The organism is Geodermatophilus sp. SYSU D00684 (genome assembly GCF_054050455.1).
Window position 1 is genome coordinate 37,509 of record NZ_JBJGZI010000026.1, and the last position, 23,651, is coordinate 61,159.

The following is a 23,651-nucleotide window of genomic DNA, read 5'->3' on the forward strand; positions in this document are numbered from 1 at the left end:
CGCACTGACCTGGAGAACCCGTGTACAAGATCTGCGTCGTCGGCCTGGGCGGCTCGGGCGGCAAGACCCTGCAGTTCCTCATGGACCAGCTGCGCTCGGAGCTGAGCACGGTCGGCTGGACCGCCGACCACCTCCCGCGCTGCTGGGAGTTCGTGCACATCGACGTCCCCGCGGCGCCCGACGGCGTCGGCCCCGGCCTGCCGCAGACCGTGCCGGCGCAGGGCGGGACGTACATCCCGGTGAGCAACCCCACCGACAGCTACGCCGTCCTCGACTCGGCGCTGCAGACCACGCTGTCGTCCCAGCCCACCGGCAGCCAGCTGCGCCAGCTGGCCCGCTGGCGGCCCGACCCGGGCAAGGTGACGACGCCGATCACCGAGGGGGCCGGCCAGTACCGGGCCGTCGGCCGGCTGCTGACCCTGGCCCGGGCCGGCCTGGTCTACGACCGGCTGGTGCCGGTGGCCGAGCGGCTCAACCAGGGCGCGGCCGACAGCGACCTGCGCGCGCTCACGAACCTGCTCAAGCTGGACGACAAGCCGTCCCAGGGGACGCTGGTCTTCGTCGTCTCGTCGCTGGCCGGCGGCACCGGCGCCTCCATGACGCTCGACGTCTGCAACCTCCTTCGCGCCGTCGCCGGGCAGGTGCCGAACTTCCCCGCCGAGCAGGCCCTGGCCTTCCTCTACACGCCGGACGTGTTCGAGCGGCTGCAGGCCAACCGGCGCGCAGGGGTGAACGCCAACGCCCTCGGCACGGTCGCCGAGCTCATGTCGTCGATGGCCGCCCGGCAGACGCCGTGGACCCCCCAGGAGTGGTCGGTCTACGGCGGCGTCCCCCAGCCGGTGAAGCCCGGCCGCGGGCCGCTGCTCGCCTTCCCCGTCGGCGCCTACAACGGCATCACCGGTGCCCGGTTCGGTGACGGCGCCTCGGACACGGTCTACCGCGGGTTCGCCCGGTCGCTGTCCTCGCTGTTCGTCTCCGAGTCCCAGCAGACCAGCCTCAAGGCCTACGCCATCGGCAACCTGGAGTCCGCGGCCACCTCGCTGCAGGACCGCACCCAGCTCAGCGTCCAGCCCGCCCGCCACGGCGCCGAGGGCGAGACCACGGAGCCGCTGGTCTTCGGCTCCATCGGCTTCGCCTCCCTCGGCCTGGGTCGCGACCGGTACGCCGAGTACGCGGCCCAGCGGCTGGCCCGCCGCGGGCTCGAGCGGCTGCTGCGCGGCCACTGGGACGTCACCGTGCACACCGGCGAGCGCAGCCCGCAGCAGGCCGTCGCTGCCACCGCGGCCGAGTACTACCCGCAGTTCCTGCAGTGGGCGGGGCTGCCGGACCTGCGCCTGCGGGACACCAGCTACCTGCGGTACCTCGTCGACGACGTCTGGGCCGCCGAGGCGCGCGAGAACCTGGCGGCCACCTCCACCCAGTCCACCGTGGCGCCGGCGATGGCGCCGGGCTACGCGGCCAAGGGCGCGCACTTCGCCCAGCAGCTGGCCGGCCTGATCAGCTCGTCCTTCCACCGGGTGGTGGGCGACGCCGAGGCCGAGCTCCGCGAGGCCGCCGTGCGGTGGGTGCCGGCCGTCCAGGCCCGGCTGGAGACGGCCGCGCTCCGGGTCGCCGGCGAGCGCGGGCTGCCGGTGGCCGAGCGGGTGCTCGAGACGCTGGCCGGCGACCTGCAGGCCGCCGCCGACCAGCTGACCCGGAACTCGGCCACGACCCTGCAGCCGCAGGAGATCGCCGCCGACGTCACCGGGGAGCTGCAGACGGTGACCTCCGCCATCGATGCCAACCACGGCGTCGTCGGCCGCGCGACCACCCGCATCCGGCAGCACTTCGCCGACCTGTTCGTCCGCAAGGGCGCGGCCCTGGCCGGGGACCTGCTGGCCCAGCTCGGCACCGACCTGCTGCCGCCCCTGCGCACCGGGCTGCAGCACGCCCGGGAGGCGCTCGAGGCCGCCGAGCGGGCGACCGTCGGCAACGCCCCGGTGTCGACCGTGGCGACGACCGAGGTGCAGCAGTGGCCGGTCGGTGACGACGTCCCCGGCCGGTTCGCCACCGCCCAGAACGAGGTCCTGCTCGAGGACATCGCCACCTACCCGCGGTCCTTCGCCGACCAGCTGGTGCAGAACTACAACGGCTTCGCCCCCGGCGGCGGCGCCCCCTCGGCCGAGCGCGCCGAGGAGCTCGCCGTCTTCGAGGTGCTGACGTGGCTGCACGCCGACGTCCGCACCCGGGTCCGCTCCGCCGACCGGCTCACCGGGATCGACACCAACGGCTCGCCGGTGCGCATCGGCCGCCGCTCGGAGTGGTGGCCGCAGGCGCTGGCCTCGGTCAACCCGTCCCGCCGGGCCACCTACCGCGTCGAGCTGGACCACACGGCCGTGCTCGACGGCGCCCGCGCATGGGTCAGCCGGGCCGACGAGGTGATGGGCAAGTTCATCACCCAGGGCCTCGACGCCTACCTCCAGCGCGAGGGCGCCGGCGTCCACGAGCGGGAGGCGCTCGCCCGCCACTTCGTCGACCGCTTCGAGGCCGCCCTGCAGCTGGCCGCCCCGCTCGTGGCCGTGGACACCGGCATGGTCCAGGCGGTGCACGACGTCCGGGTCGAGGTGACCTACCAGTTCGGCGAGGTGCCGCTGGCGGGGCACCGGGACGTCGTCGAGCGGATGGCCGACGCGCTGCGCCGCGGCGCCAGCGACAACGACGCCGTCGAGCGGCTCCACCGCGCGGTGACCGAGGTGTCCCGCAGCCGGATCGACATCCTGGGCAACTACGCGGGCATCTACAACCCGGTCGTCTTCTCGTCGCTGCAGCGGCCCATCCGCAAGCAGTGGACCGAGTCGAACTCGCCGCAGCTGCGCGGCAGCTTCTGGCGCTGGCGCCGCGGCCGGTCGCTGACCGACTACGCCCCGGTCTCCCGCACCTGGCTGCAGTCGATGATCACCGGCTGGCTGGTCGGCCGGCTCACCGGCGAGGTCCTCGTCCCCGGCGAGGGCCCGATCCTCGACGGCGGGGTCGCCGTCTGGTCGGAGGAGCTGCGCGCCTTCACCCGGCTGCCGCACCCGCTGCTCGGCGCCGAGGACCCGGCCCGCGACGCGCCCGGCTGGGGCCTGCTGGCCGCCGTCGTCGAGTCCCTGCCCCTGGCGATCGCCCTGTGCGACGGCAACACCCAGCTGCCGGCGCTGCAGCCCTACCAGGCCCTCTTCCAGCTCGGCCGGTTCCTGCAGTCGACCGACGAGCGGCAGCCGAACGACGCGCTGCTCACCTGGATCCGGGACGGCCGGACCCGCAGCGGCGCGCTGCCCTGGGGCGAGGCCCCGGTCGTGGCGACGCCGGAGCAGCGGCTGGCCGAGGCCCGGGAGTGGTGCGCGTCGCTGGGTGAGGACGCCACGAGCCTGCTGCCGCCGGACGCGTCCGTGCCGGGTCCGCGCGGGGAGTTCAGCACCGTGAGCCCGCACAACTTCTGGAAGGTGCCCCGGGACTGGGAGATCGCGCCGCAGCTGCTCACCGCAAGCTCCCAACTGCTGGCCAACCTGGAGCTCCCCGACTACACCGGGCTCTCCCTGGCGCCGCAGGCGGCCAGCGGCATCACCCGGACGCGCGCGTGACCGCGCCCGGCTCCGGCCCCACGACGGTCGTCCTCGGCCGGTTCGGCGGCGGCGCGGCGGCGGACGTCCGCGAGGTCGTCCGCGACTGGACGGCGACCGACCTGCTCGGCCCGTCGGTGTGGATCGACCTGGACCAGCCGGCCGGACCGCCGCAGCTGACCGTCGTCGACCGGGACGGCGCGCGCACGTCCCCGGCCGAGCAGTGGCTGGCCGTCTCGGGCATCACCGGGGCGCGCGTGGTGCTGGTGCAGGTCTTCACCGAGGACGCCGGCACCGCGCCGCGGCCCGCCGTCCCGGCGACGACCGCGGCCCTGGCCCTCCTCGAGCGGATCGGCCTGGGCCACGCGCCCCTGGTCAACCTGCTCGTCCCCGCCACCGGTGCGACACCCGTCCCCGAGGACGCCGTCGTCGGGTCCCGGCCCAACGTCCTGCTGCAGGCCCGCGACGGGCAGAGCCCGACCGCGGTGAGCCGGCCGGTGCCGGCCGGGGAGCTCGCCGCGCACGCCGCCTCGGGGCTGGCCACCGTCGCCGGGCTGTGGACCGCGATGGCCGAGGCGCCGTTCGACGGCACCCAGGTCTGGCCGGGCACGCAGGTGGCCGTCGCCCGCGCCTTCGCCCGGACCCTGGACTCCCAGGCGGTGTTCACCGGGCTGTCCGAGCAGGTGTACCGGGCCGAGGGGGCGCTCCCCCGGGCGCGCACGCCCCGCGGGGACCGGCTCACCGACGTCCCCGACGTGCAGGCGCTGCCCGCCGCGGAGGCCGCGGCGACCGCCGTCCTGGAGCTGCACCGCGACCTGACCCGATTCGCCGCCCCGCCGCCGTTCACGCCCGCTCCCCGCACCGGCGTCGGGCTGCTGCAGGCGGTGCGGATGTTCCTCTCCTTCCTGTGGGCGGCGATCCGGAACGCCCCGAGGGCGTGGGTCGAGGGGCTCGTGCACCGGACCGCCGGCGCCATCGCCGGGTGGGCCAACGACCGGCTCTTCGGCGACCGGTCGGGCTACGAGGTGCTGGTGCTCGGCATCCGGCCGGCCAACCGTCCGCCGCAGTCGGCCGACGAGGACGACATCAGCGTGCTCATCGACGAGGCGACGCGGCTGTCGGCCCAGGTGTCCCCGGGCAGCGAGGTCGCCACGGTCGACGCCGGCGCGTTCTGGAACGACGTCACGGCGGTGGGCGTCAGCCTGGCCGACGGGTCGGCGGTGCACCCCAGCGTGCGGATGCCCCAGTTCGGCCAGGACCGGCAGGTGCTCGACCGGCCGGAGCTCATCGTCCCGCCACCGGCCGAGCCCGTGCACCGGCTGCCGGTCGGTGCCCTGCCGGAGGCCGGCGCCGTCGAGGTGCACGCCGACGACCCCTACCTCGCCGCCCAGGCCCACCGGCTGCTGACCGGCGAGCGCGACCGGCCCGCCGCGGGGACGAACGACCCGTCCCGCTACGCCGTCCTCGACGGCACCCTGCGGTCACTGGGCACCTGGATGGCCAAGCAGCGCAGCTTCACGTGGACGCTGGGCTCGTCGCTGTCCTGGGAGCTCGAGCAGGCCCGCCGGACGCTGAGCGAGGCGATCGGCACCGCCGGGGACACCGGCGGCGACGAGCCGCCGGCGCGCATCCTGGAGACCCAGCGGCGCACCCGCCGGTTCGTGCTCGGGGCCCTGGCCGCGGTCGTGGCCGCCCTGCTGCTGGTCGTCGGGCTCGTCGTCGGCGAGGTGCTCTCCGTCCTCGTCGGCAGCCTCGTCGGCGTCGGCCTGCTGGTCGTGTGGTTCACCAGTTCCGCGCTGGTGTTCATGCGCCGGCAGAAGGAGCTGTTCACCTGGCTGCACGAGCGCGACGAGCAGCGGGCACGCCGGGAGTGGGCCCAGAAGCACGTCGCCCACGTGGCACGCGAGGTGCAGCGGCTGGGCGTGCTCTACCGGCAGAGCCGGCTGTGGACCCGGGTGCTCTCCCGCGTCGTGCACGACCCCTTCGGCGCGGCCGGGACCGCTGACGAGGAGTCCGCCTACCCGACCGGCCTGTCCGGGACGCTGCCGCTGTCGCTGGCCGTCGGTTCGGCCGGCTTCTCGGCCGACGAGCACGTGCAGCTGGTGCACGAGGCGCGCCGGGCCCAGGTGCAGGTCGGCTGGCTCGGCGCCCAGCTGCAGGCCCGCATCGAGGCCGCACTCGCCGCCCGCTCGCAGCGGTACGGCCGGGCCGAGCACTCGGCCGTCTGGAGCGACACCGGCTACTCCGACCAGGGACCGCTCGCCGAGCTGGTGCGGACGCTGGGCACACCCGAGGACCGGCACGCCGCCGCGGCCGCCGCCGACGCGCGGTTGGTCGACTGGCTCACCCGGCTGGGTGCGGAGCGCGGACTGGAGTGGTCGCTGGCGGTCGTCCACCCGACGGTGGCGGTGACCGCCGGCATGCGCGAGGAGACCGTGTCCGGCCCGGCGTTCCTGTCCCCGGTGCTGGGGAGCGCCACCCACCTCGACCGGGAGGGCTTCAGCTCCACCGGCGCGGTGATGCTGGCCAACCAGGTCGAGTCCACCGTGCTCGCCGCCGTGGGCGTCCCGGTGCCCCCCGGTACGGCCACCCAGCTGCGGGTGGTCCCCGCGGCCGGCCGCCGCAGCATGGACCGCTTCGTCGCCCGGCTCGACCTCACCCGCCAGCTCACGCTGGACCAGGTCGCGCACTTCACCCCGTCCACGCCCGAGGAGCCCGAGCCGCCGGCACCGGTGTCGCGCGGCATCGGCACGAGGAGCTGACCGGCGTGCTGTGGGACCTGCTGGCGCTGACCGGTCAGCTCTTCCTGCTCATGTGGCTGGCCACCGCGGTCTTCTGGGCGTTGGCCGGCGCCGCGGTGGGCGGTGCGCTGGGCCGGCCGGCCTGGCAGGGCCCGTTGCTCGGGGCGGTGCTGCCCGGCGTCGGCCTGGTCGTGCTGCTGGTGGTCGAGATCGTCCGCCACGGCGGCACCGCCGGCGTGCGCGCACGGCCGGCCGCGCCGTGGCGGGTGCGCGGCGCCCGGGAGGCGGCCGCCGGCCTCGCCGTCCTGGGCGCCGTCGCGGTCGTCGTGGTGACCGGCCTGCGCGACACCCGGCTGGCCGTCGTCACCGGGCAGGTGTCCTTCACCGTCCGCGACCTCGGCCTGACCACTGTCACCGGGGTCACCGTCCTCGTGCTCCTGGGCGCCGCCGTGCTGGCCTGGCGCCGGCCGAGCCGGGTCGCCGCCGTCGCGGTCGCCTGGTGCGCTTCGTGGTGGCTGCTGTGGGCGACCGGCGCGCTGCTGGTCGGCGACACCCTGCGGGTGCTCGCCGACTCCACCGGTCTGGCCGACGCCCTCGACGCGGCGGTCGAGGTCGGGACGTCGTGGTGGCTGCTGCTCGGCGTCGCGGTCGCGCTGCTCGCCTGGAGCACCGCGCTGGTCGTCACCGGCGTCCGGGGCCGGGTGCCGGAGCCGCTGACGCCCGGCCTGCCCCAGCCCGGCCTGCCCCTGCCGCGGGCCGGCGCGGACCCGTTCACGGATCCGTTCGCGCCCCGCACCCCGTTCGCGGCGCCGGATCCCTTCGCCGGTCCGGCCGACCCGTTCGCCGGTCCCGGCCCGCGGCTGGGCTCAGGAGGCTGGTGAGGCGTGCGCCAGCGCCCTGACCACCGCCGCTGCGTCGGGCCGGGGCTCCGGGACGACGACGGTGCCCAGGCCGCTCGCGGCCACGGTGCGACCCGGCTCGGGCGCGGCCAGCACCACGCGGTAGCCGGACGCCGCGGACCCGCCCTCCTGGTCGGTCACCGTGACCACGACACCCGGTCGACCGTCGCCGGCCGTGGTGACCGCACGGGATCCGGTGCGGAGGCCGATCTCGGCGGTCCAGGCGCGGAGGAACTCCTCGGGGTCGTCGGCCAGGCCGAGCTGTCGCGGCGGCTGAGGGCGGTCGCTGACCGCCACCACCGTGACGGCGGGCTGGTCGGCGGCCGCGGCGAGGGCCTGGACGGCGCCCAGGACGCTGGCCACGGTGCCGGCCACCAGTCGCGGGCGCATGGACGCGGACAGGTCGAGCACCGCGGTCACCGGGACGCCGCTGGCGACCAGGCCGGCGTGACCGGCCAGCGCCGTGGCCTCGCGCAGGGCCTGCGGGACCTCGACGTGCGTGGGCGCGGGTCCGCCGCCGCGCAGCCACGGGTCGCGAGTGGGCACGTAGGGCACCTGCTGTGGCAGGACGGCGTAGCCCGTGTCGGTCGGCGCCAGGCTCAGCGCCACGGTCGCGGTGCCCCCGACGGTGTCCAGGCCCGGGTGCTGGAAGGCCTCCTCCGCGCCGGCGCCCGGGCCGGTGCGCACGACCAGCGACAGGGACAGCGGGTGCGCCGACGGCGCGGTGACCACCAGGTCCAGCCGTTGCCACCCCGCGGGCAGCGCGTCGGCGTCGAGCAGCCAGGTGTTGTCCGCCCAGGGCTGGCGGCGCAGCCCCGGGACCTCGACGTCGGGGAAGCGGAGGTGCTGCCCGGAGGCGGTCACCAGGTGCGCGGCGACCTCGTCGCCGGGCCGCAGCCCCTGCCACTCGACCAGGCACTGGGCGCCCGGCAGCGGCTCGCGCTGGTTGACCGTCATGAGCACCGTCATCGGGTAGCTTCCCCCTCCGGATCCGGATCGTCCGTGCCCCGGCCACCCGGCCGGACGCCGCCGCAGTGTGACAGAGCGCCGGCCCCCCTGGGCTCGCTGCCGGCCCATCCGCGCGTCCCCTCCGGGGCGGTCTCCCCCGCCGTCCCGTCCCCGCACCACACGAGGAGTCCCCGTGGCGTCAGCCCTCTACAGCGCGCTGCGCACCGCGCGTGACCAGCACGGCGTCGCTCCCGATGCGAGCGACGGCGTGCTGCTGCTCATCGCCCGGTCCCGCGTCGGGGACCCCGACCAGCTCGCCGGGCTGCTGAGGGACAAGGGCATCACGCTCGCGCCGTCGTCGGTGCACGAGCTGGCCCGGCTGGTCCGCGAGAACGGTGGCGGGACGCCCCCCGCGCCCCCGGCCGCCGCGCCCGCGTCCGGCGGCGCCATGGGCTTCCTGACCCGCGTCGACGACCAGCCGGCCGGCCGCGTCGTCGACAGCATCCCGCCGGCGCCGGCCACGCCTCCGCCTCCCACGGCGCGGCGCAACCGCCGCGGGCCGTCCCCCGAGCAGGCGGCCTCCCGCAGCGCCGCGGGCACGCTCCCGCCGCCGGCCACAGCGCACGCCGCCGCGCCCGAGCCGGCTCTCACTCCAGAACGCCCGGCCGCCGCTGCCCCGCCGCCCCCGGCTCCCGTCCCGGCCCCGGAGCCCGAGCCGGTGGCCCAGGACCCGGGCCTGCCCGGCCCCGAGGCGTTCTCCGACGACGTCGACCAGTGGGCGACCCGCGGCGACAAGGTGTCCACCCGCCGCATCGACGACCGGACCGTCGACATCTCCTGGCCGGTGGTGGACGCCTCGGGCCGGTCCGTCGTCTACCTGCTCGTCGCCTCCTCCACCGGCATCCCGCCCCGGCCGAGCGCGGGCACCCGTGTGCTCGTGACCGACGAGCCGCGCGCGTCCGTCCCGGCCGGCACGGGACCCTTCGTCTCGGTGTTCAGCTACTCGGCGGACGCCCCCGGGAGCCTGCCGACGGTGCAGGCGGTGCACCACGCCGCCGGCCGGGTCGTGCCCGAGGTCGCCGACCTGCACGTCAGCGTCCACAACGACGCGGTGGTGCTGAGCTGGACCGCGCCCCAGGGCGTCAGCCGGGTGCGGGTGCTGCGCAGCCTCCCCGACGAGGCGCTGCCGCCCACCTTCGACGCCGCGCGGGAGATCGTCAGCACCCCCGCCTATGCCCGTGACACCGGCGTGCTCCCCGGCCGCCGCTACGAGTACCGCGTCCTCACCCAGTTCACGGAGGGCTCCGCCACCCACCTGTCGACGGGCATCGAGGCCGTCGCCACCATCCCGGCGGTCCCGCAGCCGGTGACCGACCTGACCGCGGCCGTCTCCGGCGAGACGGCGATGGCGCGGGTCGAGCTGCGGTGGACCACGCCGGACCTGGGCACCGTCGTCGTCTACGAGGCCGGTGACAAGCCCGAGCACGCCGCCACCGGACGGGTCATCAGCCGCGGCCAGCTCGACGTGCTGCCCCTGGGACGGCCGGTGGGTGAGCCGGTGCTCGCCGAGGGGCCGGTGTCCATGGTGCCGGGCATCCCGTTCCGCCAGGCCGAGGGCGCCCGGCGCGCGTACACGCCGGTCACGCTGATCGGTGACCAGGCGGCGGTCGGGCCGGCGGCGGTCGTCGACCTGCTCGGCGCCCCGCGCGACGTCACGCTCACCGAGCGGGTGGGATGGCAGCTGCTGCGCTTCGCCTGGCCGGTGGGCGCCACCTTCGTCGAGGTCGAGCGCGGCGGCATGGGGGGTCCCCCGGACGGCACCCCGGCCGTGCGCATCTCCGAGCAGGAGTACCGGCGGCTGGGCGGCATGCGCCTGGAGAACCTGCCGGTGAACGGCTGCGACCTGCACCTGCGCGGCTCGGTCCGGTCGGGCGGTGTGTGGACGCACGGCCCCACGACGGTGGTCACCTACCCCGGCCGCTGGGTCCTCTACTACCGGGTCGACAAGGCCGGCCGGATCGGCCGCCGCCGGCAGCTGTCGCTCTACGTCGAGCGGCCGTGGCAGGACGCCGCCCGGGTGGCGTTCGTGACGCGCCGGGACCGCATGCCGCTCAACCCCTGGGATCTTGAGCGCCAGCCCGATCTCACCATCGACGTCCGCGGCAACACGCTGGTGCCGCACCAGTGGACGCCGGTGGGCGAGCTGCCGCCCGAGGGACCCGGCTACACCCGGCTGTTCGCCCAGCACGAGCGGGCGGGCTGGCCCGCCGTCGTCCCGCCGCCGACCGTGCCGCGCCCGCCGGGCCCGGCGCCCGCGCCCCTGGCGCCGGGCCAGCTGCGGTGCGTCACCTGCGGCACCACCCAGGACGCCCTGCCGACGCTGTTCCGCTGCACGGGCAGCTGCCAGCCCGCTGTCGACCCGGTGCTCTCGGGTTTCCTGGGCAGGTCGACCCAGGACCGGCCCCTGTTCGCCGCCGCTGCGCCGGGCATGGACAGCGTCGCATGCCCCACCTGCAGCACGCCGTCCCGCGAGGTCATCTGCAAGGCGTGCCACTCGCCGCTGCAGTCCCAGGCGGCCGCCACCGACCCGGTGACCGTCACCGTCGTCGGCGCGCGCGGCACCGGGAAGACGACGTTCCTGGTCCGGTTGTGCGACTGGATCGAGAAGGTGTGGGGCCCGGCGACCGGCGCCCCGGCGACGCCGCTGGACTCCTACACCGTCGGCCGGCTGCAGGCCATGCGCGAGTCCCTCACGGACGGCCGCGCGCTGCCCTCCACGATGACCGTGGAGCAGAACCCCGACCTGCTCACCCCGATGCTGATGACGCTCGACCAGTGGGGTGGCCGCGCCCGCACCCTCGCGCTCTACGACGTCGCCGGGGAGGACACGGAGCGCCCCGGCGCCCTGGCGCCCTACGGCCCGACGATGGCGCGCAGCGACGCGCTGCTGTTCCTGCTCGACCCGCTGCAGATCGAGGACGTCCGCAACTTCCTCGAGGGGCAGATCCCGCTGCCGCCGGTGGCCGGCAACCCGCTCACCGTGCTGAACAACGTCATCACCGAGATCCGGCGGCGAACGAACGAGGCGGGGCGTCTCGGCATGCCGCTGATGGTCGCCGTCAGCAAGCTCGACGGGATCCACGAGGCGGTGGGGACGCCCGGCACCGACCTGTCCGAGCTGCTCAACGGCGGGTCCGCCCTGATGCACGACCCGACGGCCGGTGACTCGCTGGCCTTCGACCCGTACGACCGCTACCAGGTGCACGAGGAGACCCGCAGCCTGCTGCTGCGGCTCAACGCCATGCAGTTCCTCTCGCTGGCCGAGGAGTCCTTCGCGCGGGTCGAGTACTTCTCGCTGTCCGCCCTGGGGCACTCGCCGGCCGGCGCGACCCTGTCGGAGGCGGGCGTGTCCTCCTTCCGCGTGCCGGACCCGCTGCGCTGGCTGGTCGCCGGCCGCTGGCCGGGACGCTGAGGCCACGAGCATGCTGCGCGCGCAGTTCACCTACACGGCCTCCCGCCGGCCCGGCCCCTTCGACACCGGCGCCGGCTGGAAGGTCTCGGCCATCTCCAAGGTCGGACCGGTGTCCGACGAGGTCATCCGGGCGGCGGCCCGCAACGTCGGCGGGTTCGTGCCGCCGCCGCTGCCGGAGCTGGCCTCGAAGGCGGACGTCGACGCCCTGCCGCACTGCCTCCGGCTGGACGTGCTAGACGGTCCCGAGCCGCTGGTCTGCCTGAGTTCCATCGTGGCGGCCGGGCCGGACTACTCGGGGCGGCCGAACACCTTCGCCCACGGGCTGGTCCTCTCCGGCGACGGGCTGGCGGACGGGCGGGGCCGTCCCCTGCGCCCGGCCGACCTGTGGGACGCCGCCCTGTGGCGGCGGCCCCTGGGTGCCCAGGCTGCCGAAGGGACCCTGCTCGACGAGCACCTGCGGGATCTCACGCGCGGGCCCCTGGACGACGCCGCGCTGGAGACCTTCACGCGCGCTCACCCGGACCAGCGCGAGCTCGTGCTGGCGGCGGTCGAGCGGTACCTGGGTGGTGCCGGCCCGCTGGTCGTCGTCGGAGACGCGTCGTTCTCCTCGGTGGCCACCTGGCTGCACCTGGCCGGGCGGCTCCTGCTGCCCGCGTCGGCGTGGCGGCTGCCGTTCAGCACCTACGAGCGGCTCCGGGACGCCCGGGCGGCGAACGGCTGGCCGTTCGCCGTCGTCGGCGTGCCGGCGGCCGACGCCGCGGCCGCCGGCGCCCTGCCGGGCAGCCGGTTCACCGTCCTCCGCGACGACGAGCAGCCGGCGCGCGCGAGCCTGGGCCGCTGGACGCTGCACGACGGCGCCGAGCTGACCGCGGGTCCCTGGGCACGGCTGGCCGAGTCGGTCATCACCTCCGAGTTCCTGCCCGTGGTGGCCGAACAGGTGGAGGCACTTGCCGTCGAGGTGGAGGACTCGACCCTCGACCGGCCGCTGTGGGCACTGGGGGCGGCGGTCCTGCTCGACGACGACCTGGCGGAGTTCTTCGGCAGCGAGGCCGCCGACGTCGTCGCCGAGCACTGGCCCACCTCCCTCCCCGCCGAGGCGACCTTCGACAGACTGCTGGAGCGGGTCCGAGAGCTCGCCGCTCCCGGGTCGCACGCCACGGAGCGGATCCTCGAGCGTGCCGGCGTCGATCCCCACGGCATGGTGGCTCACCGGGCATCGATCGAGCCGGTCCGGACGGCGCTGGCCTCACCCGTGGACTTCGAGAAGCACCCGCTTCCCGGGCCGCTGGCGGCGGTCTCCCCCGCGGGGCTCCGCGTGCTCGACAAGGTGCTCGGCGGCGCGCTGGAGAAGGTGTCGCAGGCGGTCGACCCTGCAAGGGACCTCCTGGAGATCGCCGGTCTGATGGACGGCACGACGAACCCGGTGGAGCTGCGGCTGCGGGCGGTCGAGCTGGCGCGGGAGCTGCTGGTGCCCAGGCTGGTCGACCCGGCGACCGATCCAATCGACCGCGGCTGGGCGCCGGTGCCGCCCTGGCTATGGAATTCCCTGTTGCCCGCACTCGCCGCCATGCCGGGACTGCAGCATGGCAGTGAACTGCCCGGTAGAAATCTGTCAGCGGCTACCCATGAGTGGCTGGGGTCCCTGTCGGTCCCAGTCGGCGATCTGACGGTTGACGAACTGCAGGGCACAGGACCCATCGAATGGGAACGCGCCGCTTACCGGCTGTTCATACGCCGAGCGGAAGACGTCACACCGCTTGAGCGGGCAGCGGCATACCTGAGCATGATCTCTTCCAACGCATTCACCGAGGGCATCCCGATCGAGCGCTGGGCCGGCTATGCCGCTGACGAGACTTATCCGCGAGGGACGCTTGACCTAATCACTGCGACTGTCCTCATGGAGGCGCTTCCTCAGGGGATTCCTTTCGCATCAGCATTTGGCGCAGTACTGCAACGCACGTCACCCAGTTCCACCAGCCAAGCGGCGGTCGCTCAGTTCCGACAACGGGATGAGGAGATCCCGGCCGCCGTACAGAAGCTGCTCGAGCAGCACATGTGCGGCGGTCGGTCCGAGGACGTCCTCATCACCGCATACAAGCAACTCCTACCGGTACTCATACCGGTCACTGACCGGCACCCGGCGTCGGCCTGGATCCCAGTCGCCGAAGCGATGCTCCGGATCGACGTCCGCCAACTGAGAACGATCAAGGGCCTGCCCGATTACGCCTGGCGGCCGAGCATGCCCTGGGACGAAGGTTGGGCGAAGCTGCGAGAAGGCCAGACCGATCCCGGCGCACGGTCGCTGCTCGCGGCACACCTCCTCTGCCGCGGCGCCAGAGCAGTTCATTGGCCGGAGGAGGACCGGGCATCACGGTGGCTGACCGGCGAGGGCGACCGACGTGGTCGCCGCTGGGCTGAGACGGTTGCCGAGGCGCTGTTCATCAGCGGCGACCCGGAAGCCAATCTGGTCGCCACCGTTGAGCGATTGGTTGCCGAAACTCCCCGTAAGCAAGGCGCGGGCAGCACCGCCGGATCCGAGGCCTACCGCCGCGAGGACTCGTGGCGCGAGGACGCCATCGCTTGGGCTCGTCGCATTGTCGCTGAGCACCCCCGCCGTCCGTCTCCATTCCCGCGAACGCAGAGGTGAGCAGCCCGGTTCGCGGCTTCGTCGTCGGCGAGGCCACGTGGCCGCCGGGGACGGCCGGGCCGGTGCGGTGGGAGCCGCAGATGGTCTCCCCCGGCCTGTCCGAGGACGACGTCCGCCGCGTGCTCGGCGACGCCTCCTCGGGTCTGCCGCCCGCCTCGGCCGCCATCCGACGTGAGGGTCGCCCGTTCCGGCTCGCGCTGTCCCCGGTCGGGGACCACGGGCTCGTCTGCCTGCGCGCGACCGCCGCGGCGCCGGAGACCTCGGGCGCCGTCCGGCTGCGCCTGACCTGCCTGGTGGTCGACCCGGACAGCGTCGGCCGGCAGCTGCCACGCCCGGCCGAGCTCTGGGACGCCCCGCTCTGGACGGTGACGCTCGGCTACCCGCTGCCGCCACTGACCCCCGGCCCGATCGACGACGCGGCGCTCACGGCCTTCGCCCGCACGCATCCCGACCAGCGCGAGGTGGTGTTCGCTGCCGTCGGGCACGCCCTCCGCGACGGCGGGCCGCTGCTCGTCGTGGGGGACGATCCTGCCGCCGCAGCGCACTGGGCGTGTCTGGTCGGGCGGCTGCTGCTGCCCGTGTCGGCCTGGCGGCTGCCGTTCAGCACCCACGAGCGGCTGGTCGCCCCGCGGCCGGACGGCGCCGTGCCCTTCGCCGTCGCCGGCGTGCCCGTGGTCGACGCCGCCGCGGCGGAGGCTCTGGCGACCCGGGACTTCACGGTGCTCGCCGACGACGAGCAGCCCGTGCGCGGCGGCCGCAGCCGGTGGGCGTTGCGGTCCGGCCCGACGGTGGGCGTCGGCCCGTGGGCGCGGCTGGCCGAGACCGTCGTCGTGGCCGGACTGCTGCCGGACGTGGCGCAACGGATCGACGAGCTGGCCGGCGAGTCCGGTCGCCCGGCGACCCGCAGGCCGCTGTGGGCGCTCGGCGCCGCGGTGCTGCTGCTCGACGACGTCGACGACCTCGGCGACCTCGCCGCGGACGCCGCCGACCTCGTGCGCGTGCAGTGGCCGGCCGAGCTCGCCGGCGACGGGCCGCTGCTGCACCGGCTGACCGGCCGCCTCGCCGTGCACACCCGTCCGGTCGTCGACGAGGCAGCGGTCGAGGGCCCGACCTCCCGTGTCGAGGTGCTGTGGCAGGACGTCCGCACGCGCGTCGTCCCCGAGGCCGGCGAGTCGCTGGCCCGCAACCTGTCCCGGCTGTCCGGCGCGGTGCGGCGCGGGGTCGAGGCGGCACGCGACCGGGCGCGGGAGCGACGCGGCGACGACCTGCCCGGCAGCCTGCTCGAGGTCGCGGCGCTGCTCGACGCCGATGCGCCGGCCGCGGACCGCCGGGAGGTCGTCGACCTGGCCTCCGACGTCCTCGTGCCCGCGCTGCTCGACGCCCGCACCGACCCGCTGCGCGCGGGGTGGGAACCGATCCCCGGGTGGCTGTGGGAGGAGCTGGTCCCCGAGCTCGAGGGGACGCCGCTGTTCGCGGACGGCGGCCGGCTGCCCGGCCTGGTGTTCTCGCCCCACGTCCACCGGTGGCTGGGCTCGCTGTCCCTGCCGGTGGGGCAGCTCCGCGTCGAGGCGCTGCAGCGCACCGGCCCGCTCGAGTGGGAGCGGGCCGCCCACCGCGTGTACGTCCTGCGCTCGGCCACGGTCTCCCCGCTGGAGCGGGCCGCGGCGTTCCTCGGCACCGTCTCCTCGACGGTGGCCAACCGGGGGGTGCCGGTCGAGCGCGTGGCCGCGCAGGCGGCTGACAGCACCTACCCCGGCGACTCGCTGGACGCAGCCACGGCCTCCGTCCTCATGGCGGTCCTGCCGGCCGGACTCCCGTTCTCCTGGGCCCTGGCGCCGGTGCTGCAGCGCACGGCACCCAGCGCGACCACACGGGCGGCGGTCGCCCGGCTGCGCGAGCACGAGGTGGTCCCCATCGCCCTCGCGAACCTGGTCGAGCACCACGAGCGACCCGCGGGGCGGTAGCCGGGACGACGGCCGTACCCCGGTTCCGATGCTCGCCGTCGGAGATCCGGCCACTGACACGTCGGCCGCGCCGCCCGCGGGTGCGGACGGCGCGGCCGACGACGAGCGGTCCGGCTCAGGCGGCGCCGAGGGACCGCCAGTAGGCGTTGAGCGCGCCGTTGGTCTTCACGAACCAGACGATCGGGCCGACGACCAGGAAGATGCCCGGGAAGTACCAGAGCCCCGTGGCACCGCTGACCGGCTTGGCGCGGCCCATCCGCGCGTAGAGGTTCCCGACCTCGCTGCTGACGACGTACGGCGACGCGATGCCGAAGAAGATCGCGATCACCAGGGCCAGACCGCCGCCGAGGCCCTGACCGGTGTGCCGCTTCATCTCGTCGTGCACGCAGTAGAACCAGACCAGGCTGTAGATCCCGAAGGTCACGATGAGCAGCAGGATGGCGATGCCGGTGCTGCGGACCTTGCCGATCGGACCGGACTGGGGGTACTGCGCGCCCGCCGGGACGGGCGGCATCGGCTGGCCGGTGTAGCCCGGGAAGGCCGGCGCATGGCCGAAGGGAGCCTGGCCGTACGGGGAGTACGGCGTGGCCGCGTAGCCGGCCTGCTGCGCATGGGCACCCGGGAACGGAGAGGTGGTCATGGTCCCCCGATTCGGAAGGGCCGGCGGTGTCTCCGTCGGCGTCGCAGCAAGCTAGACAGCGCCGTACCGAGACGTCGGGACGCGACCGGCGACACGGGCACAGCAGTCACGCCGACCCCAGCCGTGTGCCGGCTCCCCGCCCGATGCGACGTGGGGACCGAGCACAGGACGTCGACCTGACGTCGCCTCGGGACGGCCGAGACAGCAGCAGGTCGACGAGCGGCGCGAAGGTCAGCCGGCGAGCAGGTCCAGCAGCCGGTCGAGGTAGGGCACCTGGCCCTTCACCAGCTTGGCCCGCGCCTCGTCGACGCCGAACCAGGCGGCGCGGTCGATCTCCGGGAACTCCTGCAGCCGCCCCGACCGCGGCGGCCACTCGATCGTGAACGTGTTGCTGACGGCGGCGTCCGCGTCGAGGTCGCCCTCGCCGGCCCACACGGTGAGCACCTTGCCGCTGGCCCGCAGCTCGCCGAGCGGCACCAGCGACGTCGCCGGCACGGGGCTGCCGAGCTCCTCCTCGAACTCGCGGTGCGCGACCGCGAGCGGGTCCTCGCCGTCGGCGTACTCACCCTTCGGGAACGACCAGGCGCCGTCGTCCTTCCGCGCCCAGAACGGCCCGCCCATGTGGCCGAGCAGCACCTCCACGGAGGGCGTGCGCCGGTACAGCAGGACCCCCGCGCTCCGTCTCGGCACCGCCCCAGCCTCTCGTAGGTGGAGACGGCATGCCGCCCGGCGGCGGGCCCCGGTCGGGGTGCCGGCACCAGCGGTGGGACGAGTCGTCTCGGGACCGTCACACCGGTCAGCGGCAGTCGTCCGGGCCGGTCCCGTGACCGTTGCCCTGGCCGTGGCCGTTGCCGCGTCCCGGACCGTCGCAGGGGGCGGGGGCGACGGGGGCGGGGGCGATGGGCGGAGGCGGGGTCGCCGGCACGGCGAGCGTCGGCGCCGCGGTGGGCACCGGCTCCTCCGCGACCCGGGAGGGCTCCGGGTCCGGCGCCGGGGTCGGCTCGGCCGAGGGCTCGGGCCCCGGCGTCGCCGTCCGCCCGGCCGGCGGCGCGCTCACCGGCGCGGGGCCGGACAGCGGCGGTGGCGCGGGCGCGGCTCCCCCGCGCACCGCGGGGGCGACCAGCACGGCCAGCCCGGCGACGAGGAGCAGCAGCACCGCGGCCGCGCCGATGCCGAGCCACCGCCGGCGCAGCCCTCCGCGCGCCGCCCGGTGGCGGGAGCGGGTGGGCAGCACGTCGGTGTCGTGCTCGCCGGCGGGATCGGGCGCGGGGACCGGGTCGAGGCGGGCGGTGTGCATCCCGGCGAACCTACGGAGCGGGCGGGCCGGATCCGGTCCGCGACCCGCGGGCGGCCCGCCCGCCCGTCACACCCGTCCCAGTGGGGGCGGCTCCTCCCGGGAGGGGGCATCCGGGAGGAGCCGCGGCTGCGGGCGCTGGAGGTGGGCCAGCGCGTCGGCGAGGCCGGTGACGTCGGCGTACTTGGCGTCGAGGTCGGCCAGGTTGTTCTCGTGCACCGCCGCGCTCCGGTCGGCGCACGCCTCCCGGACCACCTGCGGCCGGAACCCGGCGTTGAGCGCGTCCATCGCCGTCGCGCGCACGCACCCCGACGTCGAGACCCCGGCCAGCACCACGGTGTCCACGCCGAGGGTGTGCAGCGTGGAGGCCAGCGGGGTGCCGAAGAAGCCCGAGGCGTACTGCTTGACCACCACCGGCTCCCCCGGCGACGGCGTCAGCGCGAGCCGGCCCCAGTCGCCGTCCGCGTCCTCGGCGAACGCCGCCAGCGCCGGGACCTTGCGGACGAACAGCCCGCCGTCGGCCAGCCCGGCCGAGTACCGGACCGCCGTCCAGACGACGGGGTGCCCGCCGGCGCGCGCGGCCTCCACCAGCGCCCGCGCCGCCTCGACCGCCGGCCCCGGGTCGGGCAGCGCGAACGGCCCGCCGGGCTCGGTGTAGGCCCGGCACAGGTCGATGACCACCACGCCCGGGCGGGTCCCCCAGCCCACCCGGCCGGAGAACGCCGGGCCGTGCGGCCCGGCCCCGGTCACGTCGCCGACCACACCGGGCGCCGCGGCGCCGGCAGTCCGGTCTCCTCCTCGCACCGGGCCAGCAGCTCCTCGACCGGCGGGCCCATGTCGAAGACCGGCAGCTCGGCGGGGCGGTCGGCGCGCAGCTGGTCGCGCAGGGTCTCGGTGGCCTCTGTGTCCACCTCGCCGCCGTCGCAGACGACGACGCCGTAGCGCCGGGCGCCGTCCTGGGTGACCAGCCCGCGGCGCACCTCCCGCGCCACCAGCTCGGGGTCGCGCTCGAGCGGGTCGCCCCACCCGCCGCCGCCCCAGGTGACGAAGTGCAGGACGTCGCCCGGGGACACCGGCACCCCGTGGCACTTGCTCGGCAGCACCTCGCGGGTGCCGTCGGCCCGGTCGATCCACTTGCGGCCGCGGGCGCCGGGCTCGCCGCCGTTGACGCCCCACGGGTAGGTGAGCCAGCGGTCGTCGTGGATGGCGATCTCGCCGGGCTCCTCGAACACGTAGGCGACGTCGACGCCGTTGCCGCCGCGGTGCAGGCCGGCGCCGCCGGTGTCGGCGACGGTCTCCCACCGCTCGATCCGCAGCGGGTAGTAGGACTCCAGGTACTCGCAGGGGATGTTGACGAAGCTCGGCCACAGCGAGTGGCCGTCCGGGCCGTCGCCGAGCGGCCGGCCGGGGATGCCGCCGAAGCCGATCGAGTAGAGCTGGAACCACTCCCCCTTCCGCTCGCCGCCGGAGTAGTGGCCGGAGTACATGAAGTGCGGCGAGGAGGAGAAGCCGGCGGCGTTGAGGAGCGCCGGGTTCGTCTGCCCGAGCAGCCCGCCGAAGAGGTCGAAGACCCGCCCGATGCCGTGGTTGCGGCCGTTGAGCGCGGCCGGGTGGGCGGGCTTCCAGTAGGACCCGTCCGGGATCGTGACGTCGATCAGCGGGTAGAACCCGTCGTTCCAGAGGATCTGCGGGTCGGCCACGGTGATCATGTAGATCCCGAAGAACATCCGGGTCAGGTTCTCGTTGATGTAGTAGTTGATCGGCCCGGCCGCCTGGGGCGAGGACCCGGTGAAGTCCAGGTGCACCTTCTCGCCGGTGCGGGTCAGCGACAGCTTCAGCTCGTAGGGGCCGTTGCCCACGCCGTCGTCGCAGATGTAGTCGGTGAACGAGAGCGTGCGGCCCTCCTCGAACACCATCTGCAGCAGCACCTTCATCGCGTCGTGGTTGCGCTGCAGGAGTGCGTCGAGCGCCGACAGGTAGGTGGCCGTACCGAACCGGGTGCACATCTCCACCACCCGCCGGCCGGCGGTGCGGCAGGCGGCGACCAGGCCGTTGAGATCGGCGCGGTTCCAGTCGGGCATGCGGACCTGGTTGAGGATGATCCGCAGCGCGTCCTCGTTGAGCTGCCCGCGGCGGTGGAGCTTGAAGGGCGGGATGACCACGCCCTCCTCGTAGATCGTCCGGGCGTCGGTGGGCATCGACGACGGCGTCTTGCCGCCGACGTCGGACATGTGGCCGAACATCGACGCCCAGCCCACGACCCGGCCCTCGTGGAAGACCGGCATGACCACCAGCCAGTCGTTGGCGTGGCTGATCGCCGCACCGCAGGCGTAGGGGTCGCTGGTGAGGAGGACGTCGCCCTCCTCGACGGTGTCGTCGAAGCCCTCGAGGAAGTCGGGGATGGACAGGCCGAACTGGCCGACGACCATCTTCCCGCTCGGGTCGCCGATGAGCGGGAACTCGTCGTGCTGCTCGCGGATGCCGGGCGAGAGGGCGGTGCGGAACAGCACCTCGTCCATCTCGTAGCGGGCGTTGCGCAGCCCGTTCTCGATGAGGTCGAGGGTGACCGGGTCGACGTCGACCCGCTCGACGGTACCGGTGGCGGTCTCGATGATCCGTGCCATGTCAGCCCTCCACCGGGGTGATGAGCAGGGAACCCGACGCGTGGACGGTGGCCACGTGTCCGGGCAGGACGAGGGTGGTGCTGTCCATCTCGGTGACGATCGCGGGCCCGGTGACGACGTCGCCCGCGCGCAGCCGGGCCCGGTCGTAGACCGACGCCGAGACCCGCTCACCGCCGACGTGCAGCGGGTGCTCGCTCACCAGCGCGCCCTCCGGGTCGCCGTTCCCGGGCTCGAGCCGCACGGGCGCGACGTCGGGCCGCGGGCCGGTGACGGTGGCGCGGGCGTTGACCAGCTCGTGGTCGACGGTGAGGAGGAAGGAGAACAGCCGGTCGTGCTCGGCGTCGAAGGCACGGCCGAGTTCGGCCAGCGGCTGCCCGCCGTCGAGCCAGGCAGGGTCGACGGTCACCGGGATCTCGAAGCCCTGGCCGTGGTAGCGGACGTCGACCTGGTAGCCGACCGTCTGCTGCTCCCGGGGCAGGCCCTGGGCGGCCAGCCGCTGACCGGCGTCGTCGGCCAGCTCGCGCAGCACCTGCACCAGCTCGTCGTCGCCGAGCTGGCCGAAGCGCCGCAGCACCGTGCGGGCGGACTCGTCGCGCCGGCTGGTGGTGGCGTCACCGAGGGCGCACAGCACCCCGGGCGACGGCGGCACGATGACCGGCCACGCGCCGGTCAGCACCCCGAGCGCGTTGGCGTGCAGCGGCCCGGCGCCCCCGAAGGCGACCAGCGCGAAGTCACGGGGGTCGAAGCCCTGCTGCACCGACACCAGCCGCAGCCCGCCGAGCATGTTCTCGTTGACGATGTCGACGATCCCGGCGGCCGCGGCCTCCGGGGAGTCCAGGCCCATCGCCTCGGCGACCTTGCCGACGGCGTCGCGCGCGGCCTGCACGTCGAGGGTGATCTCCCCGCCGGCGAGGGCCGAGGGCAGGTAGCCGAGGACGACGTTCGCGTCGGTGACCGTCGGCTCCACGCCGCCCCTGCCGTAGGCCGCCGGGCCCGGGTCGGCACCGGCCGACTGCGGGCCGACCCGCAGCGCGCGGGTCAGCTCCGGCACGTGCGCGATCGAGCCGCCGCCGGCGCCGACCGTGCGGACGTCGACGCTGGAGGCCCGCACGGTGAGGTCGCCGACCTTCGTCTCGCGGCCGATCCGCGGGGAGAGGTCGCGGACCAGCGCCACGTCGGTCGAGGTGCCGCCCATGTCGAAGGTGATGAGGTCGCGGTGGCCGCACTGCTCGGCCACCCACACCGCGCCGGTCACCCCGCCGGCGGGGCCCGACAGCAGCATGCTGACCGGCGCCTCGACCGCGGCGTCGGCCGACTGCAGGCCGCCGTCGCTGCGCAGGACCGACAGCTCACCGGTCACCCCGCCCTCGCGCAGCCCGCCGGAGAGGTGCCGCACGTACTTCTCCACCTGCGGCTGCACGTAGCCGTTGGCGACGGTGGTCAGCGTGCGCTCGTACTCGCGCAGCTCGGGGAGCACGTCGGAGGACAGCGACACCGGGACGCCGGGCAGCACCTCCGCGGCGATCTCCCGGACCCGCCGCTCGTGGGACGCGTCGGCGAAGGAGTTGACCAGGCTGACGGCGAGGGCCTGCACACCCTGCCGCTGGGTGCCGTGGCCCGCCAGCCGCTCCAGCTGCGCCCGGACGTCGGCCTCGTCGAGGGGGCGCACCTCCGACCCGTCGCTGGCGATCCGCCCCTCGACCTCGACGGTGTCCTCCAGGTCGGCCAGCGGCTCGGGCTTGGGCCAGATGATCCAGCCGGCCAGCCCGCCCGGGACGAAGGAGCGGGCGATCTGCAGGACCTGCCGGAAGCCGCGCGTGGTGACCAGTCCGACGCGGGCGCCCTTGCCCTCCAGGATCGCGTTGGTGGCCACCGTGGTGCCGTGCAGCACCTGTGCCACCTCGCGCATCGAGATGCCCGCGTCGGCGCACACCCTCCCGATGCCGGTGAGGACGCCGACCGCCTGGTCGGCCGGGGTGGAGGTGGTCTTGGCGCGCCACGTCGCGCCGCTGTCCTCGTCCACGAGCAGGACGTCGGTGAAGGTGCCCCCGACGTCGACTCCGAGCCGGTAGCTCATGCGGTCTCCTCGTTCCGGGTCGCGGGATCGGTCGCCTGCAGCCGGGCGGCCCGGACCATCACGGCCCGGGCGTTGGCGATGTGCGAGGTCATGACGGCGCGGGCCCACTCCGGGTCACCCGCGCGCAGGGCGGCGACGATCTCGGCGTGGTGCGCCAGGCTGCGGCGCAGCGACTCCTCGTCGTAGGTGAGGAAGTTGCGCCGCACGATCGGCGGGTGGATGGCGGCGGCCAGCGCGGCGGCCAGGGTGGGGTGCGCGGCCAGCGCGACCAGCCGGTCGTGGAACGCGCGGTTGAGCGGTACCAGGGCGTCGAGGTCCTGGTCCGGGCCGGGGGTGCCGACGGCGAGCATCCGGCGGGCGAGACCGTCGAGCTCGTCGACGTCGGCCGGTCGGGCGTTCGGGACCGCGTGCGCGGTGAGCTGGGGCTCCAGGACCGAGCGCAGGTCGAACACGCCCTCCAGCTCGGCGACGGTCCAGGTGGCCACCCGTGCGCCTCGGTTGGGGACCAGCTCCACGAGCCCCTCGGAGGCCAGCCGCGACAGCGCCTCGCGCACCGGCGTGCGGCTCACCCCGAGCCGCTCGGCCAGCTCCACCTCGCCGAGGCGCGCGCCGGGGGCGAGGTCGCCGCCCATGATCAGGTCGCGGAGGGTCGCCAGGGCACGCTCGGCCGACGTCAGAGGGCGTGTCACCGGTCACACCTCCTCGGGGATTGCATGCAAACTAGGGGCAAGGATCGAGGGCGCACAAGGGCCCGCAGGACCGCC

General features: G+C 75.3%; 14 protein-coding genes. 6 read left to right on the top strand and 8 right to left on the bottom strand.

The annotated features are described in order from the left end of the window. Positions 1 to 20 precede the first annotated feature (20 nt). Genes ACI79L_RS18350 through ACI79L_RS18360 form a run of 3 tightly spaced genes read left to right on the top strand, consistent with a single transcriptional unit; the run spans position 21 to position 7,203 of the window. Positions 21 to 3,602, top strand: a complete 3,582-nt coding sequence (locus ACI79L_RS18350; protein ID WP_456938151.1) for a tubulin-like doman-containing protein — start codon at positions 21 to 23, stop codon at positions 3,600 to 3,602. Further along, a complete protein-coding gene (locus ACI79L_RS18355) occupies positions 3,599 to 6,343 on the top strand; it encodes a hypothetical protein (protein WP_456938152.1) in 2,745 nt (914 codons plus the stop codon). Before ACI79L_RS18350 ends, ACI79L_RS18355 begins: the two co-directional genes overlap by 4 nt. Before the next feature lie 5 nt (positions 6,344 to 6,348). Further along, complete coding sequence (locus ACI79L_RS18360) at positions 6,349 to 7,203, top strand: hypothetical protein (RefSeq protein WP_456938153.1); 855 nt, start codon at positions 6,349 to 6,351, stop codon at positions 7,201 to 7,203. Here the strand turns inward: ACI79L_RS18360 and ACI79L_RS18365 are convergent. Continuing rightward, positions 7,189 to 8,190: a hypothetical protein gene (locus ACI79L_RS18365; protein ID WP_456938154.1), complete on the bottom strand. Its 1,002-nt coding sequence runs from the start codon at positions 8,188 to 8,190 to the stop codon at positions 7,189 to 7,191. The genes ACI79L_RS18360 and ACI79L_RS18365 overlap by 15 nt on opposite strands. Before the next feature lie 172 nt (positions 8,191 to 8,362). Here ACI79L_RS18365 and ACI79L_RS18370 point away from each other — a divergent pair, with 172 nt between their 5' ends. From ACI79L_RS18370 to ACI79L_RS18380, 3 genes are read left to right on the top strand one after another with little or no spacing between them, the layout of a single operon-like run. Then, complete coding sequence (locus ACI79L_RS18370) at positions 8,363 to 11,641, top strand: TRAFAC clade GTPase domain-containing protein (RefSeq protein WP_456938155.1); 3,279 nt, start codon at positions 8,363 to 8,365, stop codon at positions 11,639 to 11,641. 10 nt (positions 11,642 to 11,651) lie between these two features. Next, positions 11,652 to 14,288 (top strand): GAP1-N2 domain-containing protein, encoded by a 2,637-nt coding sequence (locus ACI79L_RS18375; protein ID WP_456938156.1) that lies wholly within the window; start codon positions 11,652 to 11,654, stop codon positions 14,286 to 14,288. After that, positions 14,285 to 16,252, top strand: coding sequence for a GAP1-M domain-containing protein (locus tag ACI79L_RS18380; protein WP_456938157.1), 1,968 nt, complete (start codon positions 14,285 to 14,287; stop codon positions 16,250 to 16,252). Before ACI79L_RS18375 ends, ACI79L_RS18380 begins: the two co-directional genes overlap by 4 nt. 115 nt (positions 16,253 to 16,367) lie before the next feature. On the opposite strand, the gene ACI79L_RS18385 is transcribed toward ACI79L_RS18380, so the two are convergent. The 7 genes from ACI79L_RS18385 to ACI79L_RS18415 form a co-directional block, all read right to left on the bottom strand. After that, entirely contained in the window at positions 16,368 to 16,892 is a 525-nt protein-coding gene (locus ACI79L_RS18385; protein WP_456938158.1) for a DUF4234 domain-containing protein, read from the bottom strand. A gap of 231 nt (positions 16,893 to 17,123) precedes the next feature. Further along, positions 17,124 to 17,582, bottom strand: a complete 459-nt coding sequence (locus tag ACI79L_RS18390) for an NUDIX domain-containing protein (RefSeq protein ID WP_456938159.1) — start codon at positions 17,580 to 17,582, stop codon at positions 17,124 to 17,126. Positions 17,583 to 17,688: 106 nt separating this feature from the next. Further along, on the bottom strand, positions 17,689 to 18,189 hold the full coding sequence (locus ACI79L_RS18395; RefSeq protein ID WP_456938160.1) for a hypothetical protein: 501 nt from the start codon (positions 18,187 to 18,189) through the stop codon (positions 17,689 to 17,691). Between the two features lie 66 nt (positions 18,190 to 18,255). After that, entirely contained in the window at positions 18,256 to 18,936 is a 681-nt protein-coding gene (locus tag ACI79L_RS18400; RefSeq protein WP_456938161.1) for an isochorismatase family protein, read from the bottom strand. Further along, positions 18,933 to 20,810, bottom strand: a complete 1,878-nt coding sequence (locus tag ACI79L_RS18405) for a hydantoinase B/oxoprolinase family protein (protein WP_456938162.1) — start codon at positions 20,808 to 20,810, stop codon at positions 18,933 to 18,935. Before ACI79L_RS18405 ends, ACI79L_RS18400 begins: the two co-directional genes overlap by 4 nt. A gap of 1 nt (position 20,811) precedes the next feature. Further along, a complete protein-coding gene (locus ACI79L_RS18410) occupies positions 20,812 to 22,887 on the bottom strand; it encodes a hydantoinase/oxoprolinase family protein (RefSeq protein WP_456938163.1) in 2,076 nt (691 codons plus the stop codon). Continuing rightward, positions 22,884 to 23,576 (bottom strand): GntR family transcriptional regulator, encoded by a 693-nt coding sequence (locus tag ACI79L_RS18415; RefSeq protein ID WP_456938164.1) that lies wholly within the window; start codon positions 23,574 to 23,576, stop codon positions 22,884 to 22,886. The genes ACI79L_RS18410 and ACI79L_RS18415 overlap by 4 nt, the downstream gene beginning before the upstream one ends. Positions 23,577 to 23,651: the final 75 nt, after the last annotated feature.

What these genes read in the sequence shown, in the direction of transcription:
- ACI79L_RS18375 (WP_456938156.1), top strand. Translation starts at nt 11,652, where the DNA reads ATGCTGCGCGCGCAGTTCACCTACACGGCCTCCCGCCGGCCCGGCCCC.
- ACI79L_RS18395 (WP_456938160.1), bottom strand. Translation starts at nt 18,189, where the DNA reads ATGCACACCGCCCGCCTCGACCCGGTCCCCGCGCCCGATCCCGCCGGC.
- ACI79L_RS18365 (WP_456938154.1), bottom strand. Translation starts at nt 8,190, where the DNA reads ATGACGGTGCTCATGACGGTCAACCAGCGCGAGCCGCTGCCGGGCGCC.
- ACI79L_RS18385 (WP_456938158.1), bottom strand. Translation starts at nt 16,892, where the DNA reads ATGACCACCTCTCCGTTCCCGGGTGCCCATGCGCAGCAGGCCGGCTAC.
- ACI79L_RS18410 (WP_456938163.1), bottom strand. Translation starts at nt 22,887, where the DNA reads ATGAGCTACCGGCTCGGAGTCGACGTCGGGGGCACCTTCACCGACGTC.
- ACI79L_RS18405 (WP_456938162.1), bottom strand. Translation starts at nt 20,810, where the DNA reads ATGGCACGGATCATCGAGACCGCCACCGGTACCGTCGAGCGGGTCGAC.